Source organism: Hyphomonas sp. (assembly GCF_017792385.1).
Lineage (GTDB): Bacteria > Pseudomonadota > Alphaproteobacteria > Caulobacterales > Hyphomonadaceae > Hyphomonas.
This window is the reverse complement of record NZ_CP051230.1, coordinates 2756245-2774267: the sequence shown is the minus strand read 5'-3', so window position 1 is coordinate 2774267 and position 18023 is coordinate 2756245. Positions and strand designations below refer to the sequence as shown.

17 protein-coding genes are annotated in these 18023 nt (G+C 59.0%); 10 read left to right on the top strand and 7 right to left on the bottom strand.

The window, feature by feature from the left end; translation table 11 throughout:
* The first annotated feature begins 140 nt into the window (after positions 1–140).
* On the top strand, positions 141–1763 hold the full coding sequence (locus HF955_RS13480; protein WP_291075729.1) for an acyl-CoA synthetase: 1623 nt from the start codon (positions 141–143) through the stop codon (positions 1761–1763).
* On the opposite strand, the gene HF955_RS13475 is transcribed toward HF955_RS13480, so the two are convergent.
* The 6 genes from HF955_RS13475 to HF955_RS13450 all read right to left on the bottom strand — a co-directional run bounded on the left by HF955_RS13475 (position 1753) and on the right by HF955_RS13450 (position 5936).
* Positions 1753–1902: a hypothetical protein gene (locus HF955_RS13475; RefSeq protein ID WP_291075727.1), complete on the bottom strand. Its 150-nt coding sequence runs from the start codon at positions 1900–1902 to the stop codon at positions 1753–1755. The two genes, HF955_RS13480 and HF955_RS13475, sit on opposite strands and share 11 nt — an antisense overlap.
* Entirely contained in the window at positions 1892–2947 is a 1056-nt protein-coding gene (cydB, locus tag HF955_RS13470; RefSeq protein ID WP_291075725.1) for a cytochrome d ubiquinol oxidase subunit II, read from the bottom strand. Before cydB ends, HF955_RS13475 begins: the two co-directional genes overlap by 11 nt.
* A gap of 9 nt (positions 2948–2956) precedes the next feature.
* The gene (locus HF955_RS13465; protein ID WP_291075724.1) at positions 2957–4375 is read right to left on the bottom strand and encodes a cytochrome ubiquinol oxidase subunit I; all 1419 of its coding nucleotides are present in this window, start codon (positions 4373–4375) and stop codon (positions 2957–2959) included.
* A 104-nt stretch (positions 4376–4479) separates the two neighbouring features.
* Positions 4480–4911 carry a PaaI family thioesterase gene (locus HF955_RS13460; RefSeq protein WP_291075722.1) on the bottom strand — a complete coding sequence of 144 codons (432 nt, stop codon included), beginning with the start codon at positions 4909–4911 and terminating at the stop codon, positions 4480–4482.
* Complete coding sequence (locus tag HF955_RS13455; RefSeq protein WP_291075720.1) at positions 4904–5359, bottom strand: DUF192 domain-containing protein; 456 nt, start codon at positions 5357–5359, stop codon at positions 4904–4906. Before HF955_RS13455 ends, HF955_RS13460 begins: the two co-directional genes overlap by 8 nt.
* 52 nt (positions 5360–5411) lie before the next feature.
* A complete protein-coding gene (locus HF955_RS13450) occupies positions 5412–5936 on the bottom strand; it encodes a cold-shock protein (RefSeq protein ID WP_291075718.1) in 525 nt (174 codons plus the stop codon).
* A gap of 273 nt (positions 5937–6209) precedes the next feature.
* On the opposite strand from HF955_RS13450, the gene HF955_RS13445 reads away from it, so the two are divergent.
* From HF955_RS13445 to HF955_RS13410, 8 genes are all read left to right on the top strand, one after another.
* Complete coding sequence (locus tag HF955_RS13445) at positions 6210–7346, top strand: LuxR C-terminal-related transcriptional regulator (RefSeq protein ID WP_291075716.1); 1137 nt, start codon at positions 6210–6212, stop codon at positions 7344–7346.
* A 219-nt stretch (positions 7347–7565) separates the two neighbouring features.
* A complete protein-coding gene (locus HF955_RS13440; RefSeq protein ID WP_291075715.1) occupies positions 7566–8435 on the top strand; it encodes a hypothetical protein in 870 nt (289 codons plus the stop codon).
* Positions 8428–8871: a curli assembly protein CsgF gene (locus tag HF955_RS13435; protein ID WP_291075713.1), complete on the top strand. Its 444-nt coding sequence runs from the start codon at positions 8428–8430 to the stop codon at positions 8869–8871. Before HF955_RS13440 ends, HF955_RS13435 begins: the two co-directional genes overlap by 8 nt.
* Positions 8872–8899: 28 nt before the next feature.
* Positions 8900–9844, top strand: a complete 945-nt coding sequence (locus HF955_RS13430; RefSeq protein ID WP_291075712.1) for a CsgG/HfaB family protein — start codon at positions 8900–8902, stop codon at positions 9842–9844.
* Between the two features lie 198 nt (positions 9845–10042).
* Positions 10043–10849 (top strand): hypothetical protein, encoded by an 807-nt coding sequence (locus HF955_RS13425; protein WP_291075710.1) that lies wholly within the window; start codon positions 10043–10045, stop codon positions 10847–10849.
* 157 nt (positions 10850–11006) lie between these two features.
* On the top strand, positions 11007–13091 hold the full coding sequence (locus tag HF955_RS13420; protein ID WP_291075708.1) for a hypothetical protein: 2085 nt from the start codon (positions 11007–11009) through the stop codon (positions 13089–13091).
* 67 nt (positions 13092–13158) lie between these two features.
* Positions 13159–13824 (top strand): hypothetical protein, encoded by a 666-nt coding sequence (locus tag HF955_RS13415; RefSeq protein ID WP_291075707.1) that lies wholly within the window; start codon positions 13159–13161, stop codon positions 13822–13824.
* An 827-nt stretch (positions 13825–14651) separates the two neighbouring features.
* Positions 14652–15683 (top strand): hypothetical protein, encoded by a 1032-nt coding sequence (locus HF955_RS13410; protein WP_291075705.1) that lies wholly within the window; start codon positions 14652–14654, stop codon positions 15681–15683.
* Between the two features lie 1075 nt (positions 15684–16758).
* Here the strand turns inward: HF955_RS13410 and HF955_RS13405 are convergent.
* Complete coding sequence (locus tag HF955_RS13405) at positions 16759–17328, bottom strand: ECF-type sigma factor (RefSeq protein ID WP_291075703.1); 570 nt, start codon at positions 17326–17328, stop codon at positions 16759–16761.
* 141 nt (positions 17329–17469) lie between these two features.
* Between HF955_RS13405 and HF955_RS13400 the strand changes: the two genes are divergently transcribed.
* On the top strand, positions 17470–18021 hold the full coding sequence (locus HF955_RS13400; RefSeq protein WP_291075702.1) for a hypothetical protein: 552 nt from the start codon (positions 17470–17472) through the stop codon (positions 18019–18021).
* The last annotated feature ends 2 nt before the right edge of the window (positions 18022–18023 follow it).

The following is an 18023-nucleotide window of genomic DNA, read 5'->3' as shown; positions in this document are numbered from 1 at the left end:
TCAAACCCGGAATGTGGGAGGCAGCACTTCGGTGCTGCCTCTTTTTTTGGGTTCGACGGCCCCGCCACGCTCCGATTTCTCTTCTCTGCCCCGGCGGCAACCGCCTAGACTTGCCGAAAAACAAACCGGGAGAAAACGCTGTGACAGCTGCAGAGGAACTGAATTTCGGAGACATGCTCGACGCGGTCGGGGAACTCCTTGGTCCGCAAGACCTGGCCCTGGCGCATGGGAGCCGCCGCACATACTGGCCGGACTTCACGGCCCGCTCCAATCGCCTGGCCCGCAATCTGCGCGCCATGGGGGTCGAAACCGGAGACAAGGCCGGCTTCTATCTGCGCAATCAGCCGGAATACACCGAAGCCCTCGCGGCGAGCTTCAAGGCGCGTTTCACGCATGTGAATGTCAATTATCGCTATCTTGCGGATGAGTTGTTCTACATTTTCGACAATTCGGACTCCGCAGTCGTGTTCTATGACGCGCAATTCCTCGATCAGGTCGAACTCGTTCGTGCGCGTCTGCCCAAGGTGAAGGTCTGGGTTCAGATCGGTGACGGCGAAATACCTGACTGGGCGGAAGACTATGAGCGTCTGGCAACAGAGGGAGACCCCGCCCCGCTCGCGATTGAACGGTCCGCAGACGATCTGTTCTTCCTCTATACCGGCGGCACGACCGGCATGCCCAAGGGAGTGATGTGGTCGCAATCCGTATGGCGCCAGGCTGCGCGCGAAGGCGCTGAAAAGGCCGGCCTGCCCTACCCGTCGACCATGGAAGAGTTCAAGATGGCCGTGCAACTCCTGGGGCGCACCGCACGCCAGGTGCCCGCCTGCCCCCTCATGCACGGCACCGGCCTGTTCACCGCAATGGGCGCATTCCTGGCAGGCGGCGCCATCATCACGCTGGAACAGAATGCCAGTTTCGACCCGGAAAACCTGTGGGACACGGTCGACGAACATGGCGTCACCAGCATGGCCATTGTGGGTGATGCGTTCGGCAAGCCGATGCTGAAGGCGCTTGATGAAAATCCCGGACGCTGGGACGTCAGCTCCGTTCAGACCATTGTATCCTCTGGCGTCATGTGGAGCGCCGAAGTGAAGCAGGGCTTGCTGAAGCATATGCCACAGGCCGCCATGATGGACAGTTTCGGCTCGTCCGAAGCGGTCGGGTTCGGATCTTCCACAACCACCGCTGAAGGAGGCACCCAAACCTCGAAGTTCGAAATCGGTCCGAACTGCAAGGTGTTTTCCGAAGACGACCGCGAAATCGTGCCGGGCAGCGGAGAAGCCGGCATCATTGCACGCGGCGGCGCCGTTCCGCTGGGATACTACAAGGACGAGGAGAAGACGGCCAAAACGTTCAAGACGATCAATGGTGTGCGCTATGCCATTCCCGGGGATTGGTGCACAGTTGAGGCTGACGGAACGATCACCCTGTTGGGCCGGGGGTCAAACTGCATCAATACCGCTGGAGAGAAAGTCTACCCGGAAGAGGTGGAAGAAGCCCTGAAGGAGCATGCAGCGGTCAGGGACGCTCTCGTCGTGGGCGTACCGGATGACAAATGGGGCAGCGCAGTCACAGCCGTGGTTACGACAGACACCGATGTGAGCGAGGATGAGTTGCGCAGTTTCGTGCAGTCGCGAATTGCCCGGTACAAGGCTCCAAAATCCATTCTGTTCAAGGATGACCTTGGCCGCGCACCGAATGGCAAGGCAGACTACAAATCCATCAAGGCCTACGCTCTCGCCCGGCTGGGCATCAGCCAATAAGCAGAAACCCTCTCAGCGTGTAGGCAATGGTCGCCACAACCAGCATCGACACTAGCGCGATGCCGACGAACCAGAGGAGCCGCTTTGCCAAAGGCGGCTCTTCTCCGTTCTCCTGCGGCTGGACCGGGTCAATGCGCATGATAGCCATCCCCGGGCTTCACCTTGCCCCAGAACAGGCTGTAGACATAAGCCGTATATGCCAGGATGATCGGCAACATGATGACTGCACCGACCAGCATCAGCCCAAGCGCATTGTCTCGCGCCGCAGCTTCCCAGATCGATATCTCGTACGGCACGATGAACGGGTAGAGGCTGACGCCAAGCCCGACATAGCCGCTGGCAAATATGCCCGCCGCCAGAAGGTAAGCACGCCATTCCGGCGCCGTTCCGACAGCATCCTGCTTCATCGACAGGTCCCGCCACAGCCAGACGACCAGCGCCATGCCGATCAGCGGCACCGGCGCCAGTGGAAGGAACCGCGCCGGTTCGATATGGGTCATGGAGAATCCCCACCGTTCGCCGATCGACGGGTCTACAGACAGGGTCGCGAAGCTTACGGCCAGGAAACAGACAGCAACGGCCCCGAGAGCCATACGGCCCCATTTGCGGGCCTTGGCGTTCAGGGCGCCTTCCGTCTTCAGCACCAGCCAGCATGCGCCGAGCAGTAGATACCCGATCACGACGGACAAACCGGTCAGCAGGGCAAATGGGGTCAGCCAGTCGAAAGGTCCACCGGCAAAGGCGCCGCCTTCAACCCGGATCCCCTGCACCATGCCGCCCAGCATGATGCCCTGCGCGAAGGCAGCCGTGAACGAGCCGCCATAAAACGCGCCGTTCCAGAACAGACGCGTGGGCCGCCGAACCGCCTTGTGCCTGAATTCGAACGCAACGCCCCGGAAGATCAACGCAGCCAGCATGATCAGCACGGGCAGATAGAAGGCCGGCATGATGATGGCATAGGCCGTCGGGAAGGCCGCGAACAGACCGCCCCCGCCGATGATGAGCCAGGTCTCGTTGCCGTCCCAGACAGGTTCGACCGTGGCGGTCATCATGTTGCGTTCTTCTTCGGACTCGGCGAATGCCGTGAACATGCCGACGCCGAGGTCGAACCCGTCGAGCAGGACATACATCATGACGCCGATGGCCAGGATGATGGCCCAGATAAAGGGAAGGTCGATTGCCATGTGGGCCTCCTATTCCGCCGCCACGATGTCTTCGGGGGTTTCGGCCTTGTCATCCACGGCCCCCATCGGAGATCCGGGCGGTCGCCGCTCGCGGCCCGCCGGATCGGTCGGCTTGTCGTCAAATCCGCGCGTGGCGATGCGGGCCATATAGACCACACCCGCCGTGAAAATGATGGCGTAGACGATCATGAAAACAAGAAGCGATGTCGCCACCTGTCCGGCCGAAACCGGCGACAGACTGTCCGCCGTGCGAAGGTGTCCGTACACTGTATAGGGTTGGCGGCCGACCTCTGCTGTGATCCAGCCCGTCACGACGGCAAGGAAACCGAATGCTCCGGCAGGCACCGCCGCAATGTGAAACAGGCCCGGCGTGTCGAGTTTCTTGCGCCACCAGAGGAAACAGCCCCAGAGACCCATTGCCAGCATGCCCAATCCGGCCGCCACCATGATGCGGAAGGAATAGAAGACCAGCCAGAGTGGCGGGCGTTCGGATTCCGGATAATGGTCCATCCCGTGCAGCATCTCTCCCTCTTCCAGTCCGGGGAACAGGAACGGGCTTGTGCCGGGAATGGTAATGCCGGCATGGCCACACTCGGAACCGTCCGGCCAGGCCAGGAGAACCGTGCCCTGCACCTCTTTGGTCTCGCACCAGCCTTCGACCACGGCAATCTTGGCCGGCTGGTATTTGTGCGCAACCTCGCCAGACCAGTGACCGGCCAGGATCTGCAGGGGCAGCAGAACCGCCAGCGTGCCCGATGCCATCCGGATCTGCCACTTGGTGGGCTCCGTGATGCGGCCCTTGATAACCTGCCAGGCGCCGGCCGCCAGGATCACGGCTGCCGTCGTCGAATACGCGGCCAGCAGCATGTGGACAAACCGGCTCGGCAGGCTCGGATTGAAGATCGCCTCGATCCAGCTTGTGGCGTAGAAATTTCCGGTCTCGGCATCGATCGCGAACCCTGCCGGCGTCTGCATCCAGCTGTTTGCCGCCAGGATCCAGAAGGCGGAAATTGTCGTGCCGATCGCGACGGCAAGCGTCGCAATGAAATGCAGCTTGCGCCCCACCTTTTGCCAGCCGAACAGCATGACACCCAGGAATGTCGCTTCCAGGAAGAAGGCGGTCAGGACTTCATAGGCCAGCATCGGCCCCATGACGCTGCCCGTGATTTCCGAGAACAGGCTCCAATTGGTCCCGAACTGGTAACTCATCACCACGCCGGACACGACGCCCATGGCAAAGGCCAGGGCGAAGATCTTCACCCAGTGCAGATAAAGCCGCTTGAAGACCTCCCGTCCGGTTTTGAGCCACAATCCCTCGCACACGGCGAGAAAGGCGGCGAGACCGATCGTGAAGGCAGGGAAGAGAATGTGAAAGGCAACAACGAACGCAAATTGCAGCCGCGACAAGATAAGGGCGTCAAATTCCATGAGACCTGCTCCGGATTGTATATGCGTCTTTCCTAAAATGCTTCGCGCAAAAATTAAAGCGTACGGTCTGACGCGCGCCCGTGTGACGCAGGCGCGTCAATCGGTCAGGCCTTCCGTCGCAGGGTCCTGAATATGGCGTCGGCGCGTGCAGCAATGCCCCCATCATCCTTCACCAGGTTCGCGGTTACATGGACAAGGTCTCCATCAACCAGCGTAACATGCGGGTGCGCTTCCAGCCAGCTGCCCTCCCGGACAATGTCCATGAACTCGGTGGTCAGCTTGAGAGTCAGAGACATCTTTCCGGTCTCGGACCAGACCGCCCAGGCCAGGGCACTGTCGGAAAAGGCGCAGATCATGCCGCCATGCAGGAAGCCCATGCCGTTGCAGTGACGGTCCAGCACCCACATGCCCGTGCGCAAATCGCCGGACGCCGTGGCGCGATAGGTCGGACCATTGTGCAGCGTGAATTTTCCGCGGGACGGCGTTGGTGCAAATCCCGGCGGCGGTTGTGTCAGCGGACCGGCCGCGTCACTCACCCAGGTTCCCGAAAATCTCGTGATGGACGGTGTCGCCCGGCTCGATGCCCAGCTCCTCGGCCCGGCCACCGGCCAGTTCCAGCACAGCCTTGACCGGGAACCCCGGATTGATCCGGCGCAGCGATCCCGGCACGGCGTCCCGGGCAATCGCCAGCACTTCGCCATCGGTGTCGATGAACAGCATGTCCAGCGGGATCAGCGTGTTCTTCATCCACATATTGGCTTCGCGCGGCTGTCCGAAATCGAACAGCATGCCGGCGTCGGGACCAAGCTCTTCCCGGTTCATCAGCCCGGTCTGGACCTCTTCGGGATCGTTCGCCAGTTCGACAGTGAAACGGTGTTCGGTGTCACCGGACGTCACGGTGAGCGGGCCGGTCTCCAACTGGGCGAACGCCGCAGGCAGGAACACGATGAGGGACGCAAGCGCGAGAACAATGGAACGAAGCATGCGTCGTGTTTAGACGGCTGCCCGGGTCGCGGCAAGCGGTCATGGCTGTCGTCTAGTCGTGTTTGATGTGACTGACATGTTCGCCCTTGGCACCGGTCTCGATGCAGGCCTCCAGAACGGTGCCCGGCTCGACATCCTCCAGCCCGGCTTTCCGCAGCACGACGGCATGGACGAAGATGTCCGTCTCGTCATTCTGGCGCTGGACGAAGCCATAGCCGCGCGTGCGATTGAACCATTTCAGCGTGACCCGCTCGTATTCGCGCTCGACGCCCTGCTCCTTGGCCACGGTGGCCCGCGGACGCTCCATTTCGATGATGTTGGCGGTCTGCCAGCCCCGGTCACTTTTCACGGCGTCGCACACGATGCGCGCGCCTTCATCGGCATGGGATTCCCCATAGCCGCGCAGGCAGGTCACATGCAGCATCACATCCCCGGTCAGGCCGGGGTCCGACATCGACTCCGCCACGATGAAGCCGTAGCCCTTCGCGCTGTCGAACCACTTTACATGTCCGATGACTCGCACGACATCTTCCATCGGCGAGGTCTCTGATTCCGGTTTCGCGGCTATTCTCGTCATCAACCCATATTCCCCAATCAGGCAACCTAAAATGTGTTAACGCGCTTGTCACGCGATCTTCACACCTGTGCCCGGCTTTCTGCGACCCTGCCCGTCGCTTAACCCCGCAATGTGGACAGAAAGGGGCAGACCGGCTGAGACGCTGCAACAAGGCGCGATCAGATGCCCGGCGCCGTGATCTGCGTCACAGTGCATCTACCAAGAATATGCTTGCAACGTTAAGTAACCGCTAGCTATATGTTGCTGCCAAACTTGGCGCGTAGATTGGAATATATGAGCATTCATACCCTCGATACTTTCAAGGAATTGCTCCTCGAAGGCTTGTGCGACAGTGATGTCCTGCCCAAGGCACTCCAGCTGGTAAACGCGCATTGTGGTGCGGACACGGCACAACTCATCTCGGTCAGTGACGCCACTTTCATCCTCGATTCCGCGGTCGAAGGCACGCTGGACCGCCACCTCTTCGAAAATGAGCAGGACTATCTTGCCGTCAATCCGCGCACCCGGATTCTCGCCTCACGCGAAATCGGCCGAATCGTTCGCGACCATGAAGTGGCCGATGAAGATACGGTCGCCACCAATGCCGCCTATCAGGAACTCCTGATCCCGGCCGGGGTCGGCCAGTTCGCCGGCACGGTGCTGGCCAGCAATGACTCGACCGTTGTGGCCTTGGCCATCGCCCGCCCGCGCGCCGATGGTCCGTTTTCGGACGATGCCATTTCCCGCTTTGCAGACCTGGTCCGCGTCGCCATCCCGGTCACGGATCTGGCAGGCCGCATTGTGAGCCGGCAGGAATCTTCCCTCTTGGACATGTTCGGCAGCCAGGCCAGCGTCGCCATCCTGCACAAATCCGGCACCATCATCCGCCAGTCCGATCAGTTCGAGAAACTGCTCGCGGCCGGCGTGATCCGCACAGACGGGCTCGGCCGCCTGGACCTCCTGTCCGACGAGAGCAATCGCAATCTGGCCCTCACCCTGCGCGGCAAGAGCAACGCCATTGGCGGACGCTTCTCCTTTGCGCGCCTGCGTCCGGAATGCACCTATATCTGTTCGGTGTCGCCCGTCCCGCCCGTCGGTCATTTCGGCGCCCGCTCCGGCCATGCGGTCCTGTTCATCGACAAGCTCACCTCCGTGAAATCCCTGGACCGGAACCTGTTGCGCCAGACCTACTCCCTGACCGCAGCAGAATGCGATGTCTGCGAGCGGCTCTATGCCGGACAGACCGTGGCGGAAATCGCCACCGCCCGGGCTGTCGCCACCAGCACGGTCAAGACACTTCTCAAGTCGATCATGCTGAAAATGGCGGTCAATCGTCAGGCCGAGATTGTGATAAAATCGTCACGTTTTGCGTTCGATTCCGGTATGTCCGTGCCCGTGCAAACGTCTGCAAGCGATAAACTTTACGGATAAATTGACCCTTCCCTCGTTTGGGGGATGACAGCCCATTTTCTTAATGTTTCGTTAGCACTCACAAAGGGTGAAACGTTCGCTGAACGCGAGCCGGGAATGGGGACACGCCCGCAACATCCGGCCAAATTCGGTGAGCTGTTGCTGTAAGATTGGCAGGGCAGAATGCGTGCGACAAAATCAGGTAAGCCACGGGCGGCATCGTATGCGGCAGTTGGCCTTGTGATCGCATTTCTTGTGCCGGCCAGCGCATCAGCGGGACACCCGTCCACGGGGCATGATGCGATGACGCTGGATATTGAAGATTATGTCGGCACGCTTCGGATCATCCCGAACACCGAGGACAAGATCGAAATCATCTCCGTCGAAGACGGTGTCGGCGCACTCGGAACACTCACCGTCAGCACCGATGAAGAGGGCGGCGTTTCGGTTCGCGGGGCCCCTGCTTCCCTCGCCATGAATTGTGCGCGCACCAATGGCACGCTCAGCATCGCGTTCGACAATGGCGACATGCATCCGATCGGCGACTTTCCCAGTGTGGTGATTTCCGCGCCAGCCTCCGCCAATGTCCGCATTTCGATGCGCGCCGGTGATGCCGACATCTCCGACACTGGCAATCTGGAAATCATGGCCGGCGGGTGCAGCCGCATCGTCGCCGGCAATGTCAGCGACACGTTCCGGCTTACAACAACCGGTGCCTCCGCCCTGGAAATGTCAGGCGCAGAGATCGCCGAAATAGACGCCAGCCATGGCGGGCACATTCGCATCAGCGAGGTGCGCAACCGCCTGCATGCCTGCCTCGGCCGCACGTCCCGCCTGATGAGCGAACATGTCACCGGCACGGCTGAGATCTACCAGTCGGGAACCAGCCGCATCACGCTCGACTCCGTGACGCTTACGGACATTACCGCCGAGCTCGACGGGACCGCCATGCTTCAGATGGCTGGCACCGCATCTGATGCCCGCATGTCTCTTGCGGGTGCCTCCCAGGCCAAGGTGTCAAAAGGCATCACACTTGCACATGTCGATCTGCGACGCGCGGGCCGCCTCATGGTGGACGGCGTGCGTTGGAAAGGAACAGGAAATGACTAGTCACCCAATCAGGATGATCCGTACCGGAGCGTGCGCCGGCATTGTCGCACTCGCCCTAGCCGGCAGCGCCACCGCTCAGGAACTCGTCTACACACCGGTCAATCCGTCGTTCGGCGGCAACCCGTTCAATTCCGCCCATCTTCTCGGCATTGCAAACGCCCAGGATGATACCGAAGCACCGTCTGCCAGCAGCAGCGGTGATCCGCAGGCTGACCTGTTCATCCGGCAATTGCAAAGCCGCCTTCTGTCCGGTCTCGCTTCCGAAGTTGCCAATGCCATTTTCGGTGAAGACCCGCAAGATTATGGACGGGTCGTCTTCGGGGACCAGACGGTCGAATTCGTGAGGGGTCTCGATTCGATCACTTTGACTATTTTTGACGCAACCACAGGGACGACGACGGAAGTCGTGGTGCCGATTTTCACCACCGGCGGCTAACCGGAATTTTGTAGGGGACACACACTGTATGTGGGGACAATCTGGCCTCAAGCGTTGGCTGGCAACGCCTGTACTGACACTGCTGCTCGCCGCGTGCGGCACTCCGCCAAAGGCGTCGATGGACATGGCGGAACCGACCGTGAATCCGCGGACGCAGACCGAATATGCGCTGATCTGGCTGCCAGAGCCGTCAGAGCAGATCCCGGTCGCCGTGTACGGCGTTGCCGACGAGACCGGCGCGTTCAAGCCGAGCGATTCCGTCCAGACCCTGTCACGGGCTGTGACCCAGGGGGCGACACCCATTCTGATAAAGGCCCTGCAGGATGCAGGCGATGGCAGCTGGTTCAAGGTGATCGAGCGGGAAAAACTGGACAATTTGCTCAAGGAACGCCAGATCATCCTGGAAATGCGTCAGCGCTATCTGGGGGAATCGGCAAAGGATTCCGTAGCCCTTCCTGCGCTGCTTTTCGCAGGCATCCTGATAGAGGGGGCCATCACGGGCTACGATACGAATACGCAAACGGGTGGGGCCGGCGCACGTTATCTGGGTATTGGCGCGAACACGCAGTACCGGGAGGATGCCGTCTCGGTGTATCTCCGGGCTGTCAGCGTCAAGACAGGCGAAGTCCTGATTTCGGTGACGACCGAACAACGCGTGGCTTCCGTCGCCTGGCAGGCCAACGCCTTCAAATATGTCGCCTATCGGGAACTTCTCGAAGCCGAGGCCGGCATCACCCTCAACCAGCCGCGTCACGTCGCCGTCCGACAGGCGCTCGAAAAAGCCGTTTACGGACTTATTGTAGAAGGTGTAAAGTCGGGACTCTGGAATTTCGAGGACCCCGAACTCGGCAAGACGGCGGTCGACTTCTACGATCAGAAATACCGCACAGAGTTCCCGAAAGACGCCCTGAAAGGCGTGCCGAAGGAATTACTGGAAATGGGCGAAAACTGGGAGGTCAATGACGCAAGTTGAGCTGATGCAACCTTGATCCTGCCTCCGCAAGGGGACCAGGCAAAGACATGATCGCGCGGCGCAAGCCGCAAACAGGGTGGGGAGAGGCCGACTTCAAGTTGGCGCTCGGACCGGTCTCTCCCCGGGGATCTGCCAATTGGCGGATCTCCCGACCAATACTGCCTCACGTTGAGGCAAGCAACTCGGGAGCGGCACTTTATGTTGCCACATATTGCAATCGCATCTGCACGTAGGCCTGCTGAGGAAGCGCGCAGACACTCGACGCGCAAATCATTCGGCGTCCTGTCCATCTTGCTGGGCCTGGCCCTGCCCGCCGGGGCCGACACGGGCTCATTCGCTAATATTGAACAGATTTCCGATATTCTCGAGCGCGCGCGGCAGGCCGAATCACAACGCAACAACACGTTGGAAGTCACCCAATCGGGGCGCAACCTGGTGGTGGACGCTTATGTTCAGGGCCAGATGAACCGGGCCAACACGATCTCCCAGACCGGAGACAATGCTGCAGCAACCGTGTCCGTGACGGGCGACGCGAACAACTTTTCGATTCGTCAGCATTCCTCCCCCGTGGGCGGACAGCCTGCGGGCCGCAACGATGCGACCCTTACTATAGAAGGCGACTCAAACGACGCCCTGATCCAGCAGACGAATGATTTCGGCGAACTCTACTACAATTCCGCCTCACTCACACAGCAGGGATACGGCAACACCGCCGCCATCTATCAGACCGTCTCGCCGGGCGATCTGATGGAAGGCGGCAATGTCGCCTCCATCGCGCAAACCGGAAACGACAATGACGCACTGATCGAGCAGACCGGCGCCGGAAACACCGCGTCAATCGAGCAGGACGGAAACAACAACCAAGGCAGGATCTACCAGGACGGCGAAGGCTTGTCCGCCCTGCTCGTCCAGACCGGCGATGCGCTGGAATACACAATCAACCAGACCGGATGTGTCGTCGCCTCGGGCTGCGGCACCATCACAGTGACGCAAGGTGCATACTGATGCGCGCCCGGTCTGAAACCAAACATGCCTCCAGCTGCACAACAGCGGGGCGTGGCAGAAGCCATCGGGGGGACGCACTCAGCTTCCAGAATGGCCTTTGAACAAGCTGATCCGAGAACGGATCAGTGCGAAATGTGCAATGACAAGGAGACATCTCATGCGCACGAAACTTCTCGCCACCGCCGCCATCGCGGCACTCTGCTTCGGGGGACCTGCCTTCGCAGACGAATCAGAGGCGCTCATCAACCAGAGCGGCGTTTCAAACAATGCTGACATTGATCAGACCGAAGGTCTCGAAAACGAGGGCTATATCGACCAGACGGGCGACGAAAACTCGGCGTCCATCACCCAGAAGCACACACCTCCCGGCTCCCAAGTCTACAACATCGCGACCAATACGGCCGACATTGACCAGACCAGCGCCACCGGCGCTTCGGTTGGCAACTCTGCAATCGTGACCCAGACCGCTGATACCGCTGCCGGGGCCGCCCCGAATTCGGTTGACATCGACCAGAACACCGCCGGTTCGCTCGCGCAAACGGCTTCGGTGGACCAGGTTGGTGGCCAGGGCAACAGCGTGACCGTCGCACAAGGACTCAGCGACAATACTGCTGGCGAATCCGCCACGGTCAGCCAGGAAGGCAACGACAACAGCGCAGTCGTCGCCCAGGACGGCACAGGCGACAATACGACGATTGCCCAGCTCGGTGATGCCAACGCGGCTTCCGTGACGCAGACCGGCAGCGACAACAATTCGACCGTTGACCAGATCGGTAACGACAACGACTCCACTGTCACCCAGAACGCCATCGGCGCCTATGCCGACAACGACCAGACAGGCAACAGCAACTCGTCTGTGATCACGCAGACGGATGATTCCCCGAATGGCTCGATCAACATTCCGAATGCCGACCCGGAATCAACGGTCATTCAGGCTGGTGACAACAACACCTCCACGGTGGATCAGACGAATACCGGCGGTGGTTTCAACCAGGTTGCCAACGTCAACCAGAGCGGAAACACCAACGTATCTGCCGTCACGCAGGAAGGCACCGGGCCCGGCTTCACCGGCACGCTGCGCACCAATGTCACCCAGGAAGGTGGCTCCCAATCGACGGTCAGCCAGACGGCAACGGGAAACAAGGCCAACAACGCCTTTGCCACGATCAATCAGTCCGGTGCTTCGACCTCCAGCGTCACCCAGTCTCTGGATGGCACCGGCTATGCTGGCGCCACCGGCGTTACGGCAAACGTCACGCAGGATGGCGGCTCGAACGCCATTGTGGACCAGAGCATCGTCGGCAACGATTCTTCCAACATTTCTGCAAACATCTCGCAGAATGGTGGTTCGATGGCAGCCGTCAATCAGGGCATCAATGGTGACAGTTCCACCGACATTTCTGCAAGCATCACGCAGGATGGCGGCGCAACAGCGAATGTCGACCAGTTCATGAATGGCAATGGCCAGTCCGGCCTCAGCGCCACGATCCTGCAGGACGGTATCAGCACGGCCAACGTGTCCCAGTCCTTCAACATGGATGGCTCGCAGAATTTCGACGCCACTGTCACCCAGTATGGTGATGGCAACACGGCCAATGTCGACCAGTATGACAACGCGCCGGAAGTCGCCGGTCAGCGGACTGACAATAATGTGATGGCAGACGTCATGCAGGACGGCTCCGGAAATCTGGCGAACGTTACCCAGGCCGGCCGTGCATGGGGCGACAACTCCCTGAACACCTATGTCACGCAAATCGGCTCTGACAACGAAGCCAACGTCTTCCAGGACGGCAAGAACAGCACAGCAGCCATCGACCAGATTGGTGGTGCATCGTTCAACGTGGCCAGCATTGACCAGAGCGGCTTCGCGAATGATTCCTACATTCTGCAGACCGGCCATGGAAACACGGGCGCCATTTCCCAGAATGGTGGCCGCGGAGATGCCGATATTGATCAGAGCGGGGACGACAACACCGCAACGGTCACTCAGGGCAGCAGCTCCGGCCGTGACCTGACCGCCAGCATCACGCAGAGCGGAAACGACAATACCGGTGAAATCACCCAGACGGGCGGCGAATTCTCCACTGCCTCGATCCTGCAGTCGACCGACGACAACATGGCGACGATCTCGCAGAGCGGCGGTGACTTCAACGACGCGGCGATCAATCAGACGGTGACCGCCGGCAACATGGCCTCCATCGTCCAGACCGGGTCCTACAACTCGGCCACGGTCAACCAGTAACCCCTGCCGTCCCGGGCCGGTTCGCCGGCCCGGGATATTCCATTTCCATCACCGGAAGGACAAAGCCATGACGAGCCACACATCCTCGTCGATCCATGCGCGCCCCGCGATCCTGGCTGGCGCCCTGCTCGTCCTTGCCCTCTGCACCGGCTGCGCAACCCCGTTCGAGCCTCCCAAAATATTCACCATGCCGGCGACCGGCCTTGAAGCCGACACGCCGCCCCCGCCCCGCCCCGAAGGCCAGCGCAAGGATGCGAACGCCGCTGCCTACGCCATCAGCGCGGAACAGGTCGTCCCTGCCTCGGACGACACCCCATCCGACGCTGCAAGCTCAAGCCTCGGCCAGATCCCTGCCGACCCGGCCGCAGCGCGCCTGTCCCCCGTCTCGGATGCTGACGATCCCTGTGTCGGCGACCTTGCGGCGACCGAGCGTTGCCGCACCAGCCTTGAGCCGGGCCAGGGCCTCACCCTGTCCTCCGGTGAAGGAGACGGCACGCTGACCGTCGTCGTGCCCAGCGCGCGCGCCGTGACCGTCATAGACCCCGCCAGCGCCGTCAACGAAATCGGGCGCGGCAAGGCCGTGTCTCAGGCTGCGCAATCGGCCGGCAGCGACTTCCTCATGGGCAATCCCGGCGATGGCATGCAGCCGCCTCCGGACGAGGATGACATGCTGCCAGACCTTGGCACGGACGGTCTGCCAGTCGACGTGCTGATTCCCGGAACACAGCAATAAGCCCTGCAACCTCCGGCCCGCCCGGGCGGCACAGCATGAAACGGGCTGACACGATCTGACATGCGCTGAAACAGGGGCCAACGCCGGCTTCAACGGCTCGAAACGCGCCGCGTTCTATCGCTGATGCGCGGCCAAAATTCTTGTAATTTCAGAGAAGTAAGCCGTGGCAGTCCCTAGGGGAAGAACTAAGCTCGTTATTCCAAGAGCTTGATACCAAACAAGTTATTGAAAATCAAAGAATTAAAGTAACAAGCGTGTTGAAATACGTGTTGAAAATTGCCGCTTCAACGAAGCCCCAACGGCCTTCGAAGGACCGTTGAATCCAAACCCCCTTTCTTCACGCATGACTTTGAGAAAGGCGACAAAAAGTGGTATAATAACGAACGCGGCAATGAGTGCTGCACTTCACCCAAAATCTATTCTTTGCAAGCGCATATGTAGCGACAACACCACCGATGACATACACCCCATCGACCTGCAGACCGAGTGAAGAAAGTTGCTCTTGGATCCACGCGACTCCATTTGCGGCGCGATCCACAGATCCAGTCAAACATTCATTTCACGCTTATCGCGAGCTCCGAAACATCGGAAACCAGCATCCTGTTAAGAAGCTGGAGCATGCTGGACTTCAAGCAAGCAAAACAAAAGCGAACATGGCGCACAAGAATGGTGGGATGGGCGCTCACTCCCTGAAGCCAGGTATCGAAGACACATATGAACCAATTTTCAGTGCCGTCTGGCACACAGGTCTTAAGGTTGGGACTCTGGGACGAAGCTAGTCTGGGCGACCAGACCAACAACATCCTCGACAACCAAGGAGCTCGAAGTTGGGTAAAAAATTTCGCAAGCGCAACCCCCGCATATCGCGCCAGTTCGAACGCATAACGTCTGATATCATTAAGTATTTTGGCAAGAACCATTTCTTCGACGAAGAGGGAAAATTGGTAGCCCCAGTTATAATAGATTATCTTATAGAAAATAGCAGCGACTTCAGGACCTTTCCCCACCCCTACACAAAGAAATTGACGGCAAAGGGAGAAGGCAAAATGAAGCGTCATCCCATCGATGCCCTTTTGGACAATCCGAAGGAGTTTTCGATTGGCGGAGAGCGACTGCCACTTCCCCAGCGCTGGGCAGATACATCTGCTGAGTTGAAACGGGACATGTACTTGCATTCGCTCGTCTACTGCCGGATTCCGCATCGTCCTATCTGCTTTTGGATTGGCGAAGAGCTCGTCGCAGAGGCAATCTCCGAGAAGAAGGATTTGGCTGCCTGGATGCTGAAACGCATTTCGGATCGTTTGAAACGCCTGCTCGGCGATACCGAATTCGGACTTTGGTTTCACATTGAACACATTCCGGGAGAACCGGACAAACTCCATGCTCACGGCATCATCTACGCAGTGGATGAATCCTGGCTCGCGTCCGGCAACACACAATACACTAAGCTGCGGGACGAAATTCGGAAAGCTACTGGTTTCAAACCCGAAATTTGCGGCAAAGGTATCCGCAAGGAAAATTGGGTCCACATGCAAAAAAAGAGTCTCAACCAAGGCTATGTTGCCTACTCCACAAAGTCGAGCCGTGTGACCACTCGCAACCCCAGATTCGATATCGCGAAAATGATGCCGGACTACATTGGAGTACCTTCTGAAGAGATTGGAGATCGGATCGAAGCCGTGAGTCACTCTCTGACCAAACGCGCCAAGAATTTCTATGAAAGTGCACGCCCGATTGTGCGCGGGTTCATGACCGGCAAAGTGTTTGATTGGGATGACGATGACTGGAAAAAAGCAGGCGCCACATTCGATGACGGTTCAATCGATATTGATGAAGTTGACGTTACTATCCTCGAATGAACCCTGGCCGTTCTCCGGGCGAGAGTTGATCAGTTTGGATCCCAACTCTCGCCTGGGACAGCGGGAAGAAACGCGCCGGCTCCTGAACATCTCCGCCGCCGTGATCGCCCCTCACCTGCAAAAGCGCTCATAATCGACTCAGATTGCTCGCTGGCGCGCTTTCTTGGAATCTCCGGAACCCAACCACCAGACACGCAAAAACGACTCTCCTGCGCGTTCTGAGAGCGCACTCGCCTCATGGGCGAAGTCTTAGGGTTTCACCGGCCTCTTCACTGGGGTGCGTCGGCATTTTTCGAGAGGTGGCAACAAACTACCCATACCCTTTTCCGGCTGGCCCAGAAATGCGAAAGCCCCACCCTCACTGCCTGCACGCTAGAAATGGGGAGCAGGTCATCTGAAGTCGGACTGACGTCTCGGCTGTCGAACACTCGCCGGCCATGCCTCCCAAGACAGTGTGGATCTTCTCTTCGGCTGAATATTTTTGTCGGGTACGGCGCTTAATCGATTTCATGAGCTGCTTGGCCCTTTCGGGCTTTTTGTCAATCCTCACTCTTCGAGCCAGTTGCAATGAGCCAGAAATCCTCCGCGAGCAATTTTCCCGAGCTATCTCACGGCCGCTGATTCACTACACTTGAGGAATTTCAATGCGGAAGCTTTGTCGCGCCTCTACGTGACGAAGTACTCCAGAACCTCACTCTCACAGTCGTCGGCGCGTCTTAACTAGTGAGTCTTCCCACGGATCTTCACGAAGACTTCAACAAGGTGCCACTGCCATTGAGGTGATTGCCTCACCCATTTTGATCGACGTTTCCGGATCTCGTGGGCGAAGTAGGTGTCGAACTGGTCCATCCAATGCCACACCGGCTCATGGCAAATGTCGATCCCTCGCTCGTGGAGCAGGTCGTAGATACTACACAATGATTGCGGAAATCGAACTTACAGCGTAACGGCAAGTTGGACGATGCCTTGAAATACCAGAACGGGGCTCTTTTCATTCTCCCAAGCTAAACGCTAGGGATGGCTGCCTCCAAGCCCAGTATATCTGACATTCCCTTCGACAACTCAAGAAGGGATTCTACCCCCGAATGTCTGTCGTCATCGCATCGAGCAGCCAGGCACGGGCAGCGCGCCAGCCGCGCTTAACGGTGGATTCCGAGGTGCCGGTCACCTCGGCAATCTCCTGATGACTCATGCCGCCGAAATAGCGTAGTTCGACAATATCAGCTTTCTCCTTGTCGATCGCTGCAAGCCGGATCAGAGCCTTTTCAAGAACATCGAAATCGATCCGGTCCGCCGTAACACCCGGCAATCGCGTAACGAGCGTTACTTTCTGGTGGCGGCGCTTGTCTGACAGTTTCTTGCGGGCATTGTCTATGAGAATCCGCCGCATGGCACGGGCCGATAGGGCCAGAAAATGGGTCTTGTCAGCCCATTCTATCTGGTCCAGGTGGATCAGGCGCATGACGGCCTCGTTCACTAGGTCGCCAGTGGCGAGGGAACTGTTCCGCTCGGCGCGCAACAGCGCCGCCGACACCTGATTCAATTCGCTATAGAGCAATGTGAATAAACGGTCGCGAGCCGCAAGGTCACCGTCCCTCCAAGCATCAAGCAATCGCTTGGTTTCCAGTCCATCTGTATCCGCCACGTGCCTTTTCCTATCCCACCGGCAGGGATTGGATCACAGAGGAACAGCCAAATCAAAGTCGAAAATAATTCTGACTTGTCTGAACCGATATGTCCCTGTCCCGCGCCTCTTGCATTGAACCCCTGATGCAAGGAGCAAGCCATGGACGAGACCCTACGATCGATACCGGCTGATGCATGGCCCCTAATTGACGTACTTTTCAATGCAACCTGCGCCATTACAGCGGTCTGGCTCGCCACGACCGTTTTCGTATTGTGGCGCCGGCATTCGTCAAATCTGACCACTTCCAGTTCCGCGACCCCCAACAGGAAGGCGACGCCGGATTTTTTGACCGTCGACGAGAAGGCCCGCAAGAAGACCATCAAGCGCGGCGAACAGTTCGAAAAGGAATTGGACAAACAGGACCGCGACGACGAGCGCGCGGCCCGACGACTCGCCCGTTCCAAGGAAACGCGCACGGGACGGATCGCCCGTCTCATTTCGCTGTTCATGGCCCTGTTTTCCCTCGCTACCGTGGTGTCCGGAACCGTGTTCCAAGTGACCTTTATGGGGCGCATCTGGGAACAGTATTCGGCCTCTGAACGCTTGCTGGGCGTCATCAAGACTCACCCGATCGGTGTTGCCGTCACGATCATCGTCATCCTCTACAACCTCGTCACCTTCGTTACCAACCGCAAATGGGAGGACAACTAATC

Coding starts and splice junctions, on each gene's coding strand:
- HF955_RS13475 (WP_291075727.1), bottom strand. CDS start 1,902: ATGCGCATTGACCCGGTCCAGCCGCAGGAGAACGGAGAAGAGCCGCCT.
- HF955_RS13430 (WP_291075712.1), top strand. CDS start 8,900: ATGTGGGGACAATCTGGCCTCAAGCGTTGGCTGGCAACGCCTGTACTG.
- HF955_RS13445 (WP_291075716.1), top strand. CDS start 6,210: ATGAGCATTCATACCCTCGATACTTTCAAGGAATTGCTCCTCGAAGGC.
- HF955_RS13420 (WP_291075708.1), top strand. CDS start 11,007: ATGCGCACGAAACTTCTCGCCACCGCCGCCATCGCGGCACTCTGCTTC.
- HF955_RS13435 (WP_291075713.1), top strand. CDS start 8,428: ATGACTAGTCACCCAATCAGGATGATCCGTACCGGAGCGTGCGCCGGC.
- HF955_RS13455 (WP_291075720.1), bottom strand. CDS start 5,359: ATGCTTCGTTCCATTGTTCTCGCGCTTGCGTCCCTCATCGTGTTCCTG.
- HF955_RS13465 (WP_291075724.1), bottom strand. CDS start 4,375: ATGGAATTTGACGCCCTTATCTTGTCGCGGCTGCAATTTGCGTTCGTT.
- cydB (WP_291075725.1), bottom strand. CDS start 2,947: ATGGCAATCGACCTTCCCTTTATCTGGGCCATCATCCTGGCCATCGGC.
- HF955_RS13400 (WP_291075702.1), top strand. CDS start 17,470: ATGGACGAGACCCTACGATCGATACCGGCTGATGCATGGCCCCTAATT.
- HF955_RS13425 (WP_291075710.1), top strand. CDS start 10,043: ATGTTGCCACATATTGCAATCGCATCTGCACGTAGGCCTGCTGAGGAA.
- HF955_RS13450 (WP_291075718.1), bottom strand. CDS start 5,936: ATGACGAGAATAGCCGCGAAACCGGAATCAGAGACCTCGCCGATGGAA.
- HF955_RS13415 (WP_291075707.1), top strand. CDS start 13,159: ATGACGAGCCACACATCCTCGTCGATCCATGCGCGCCCCGCGATCCTG.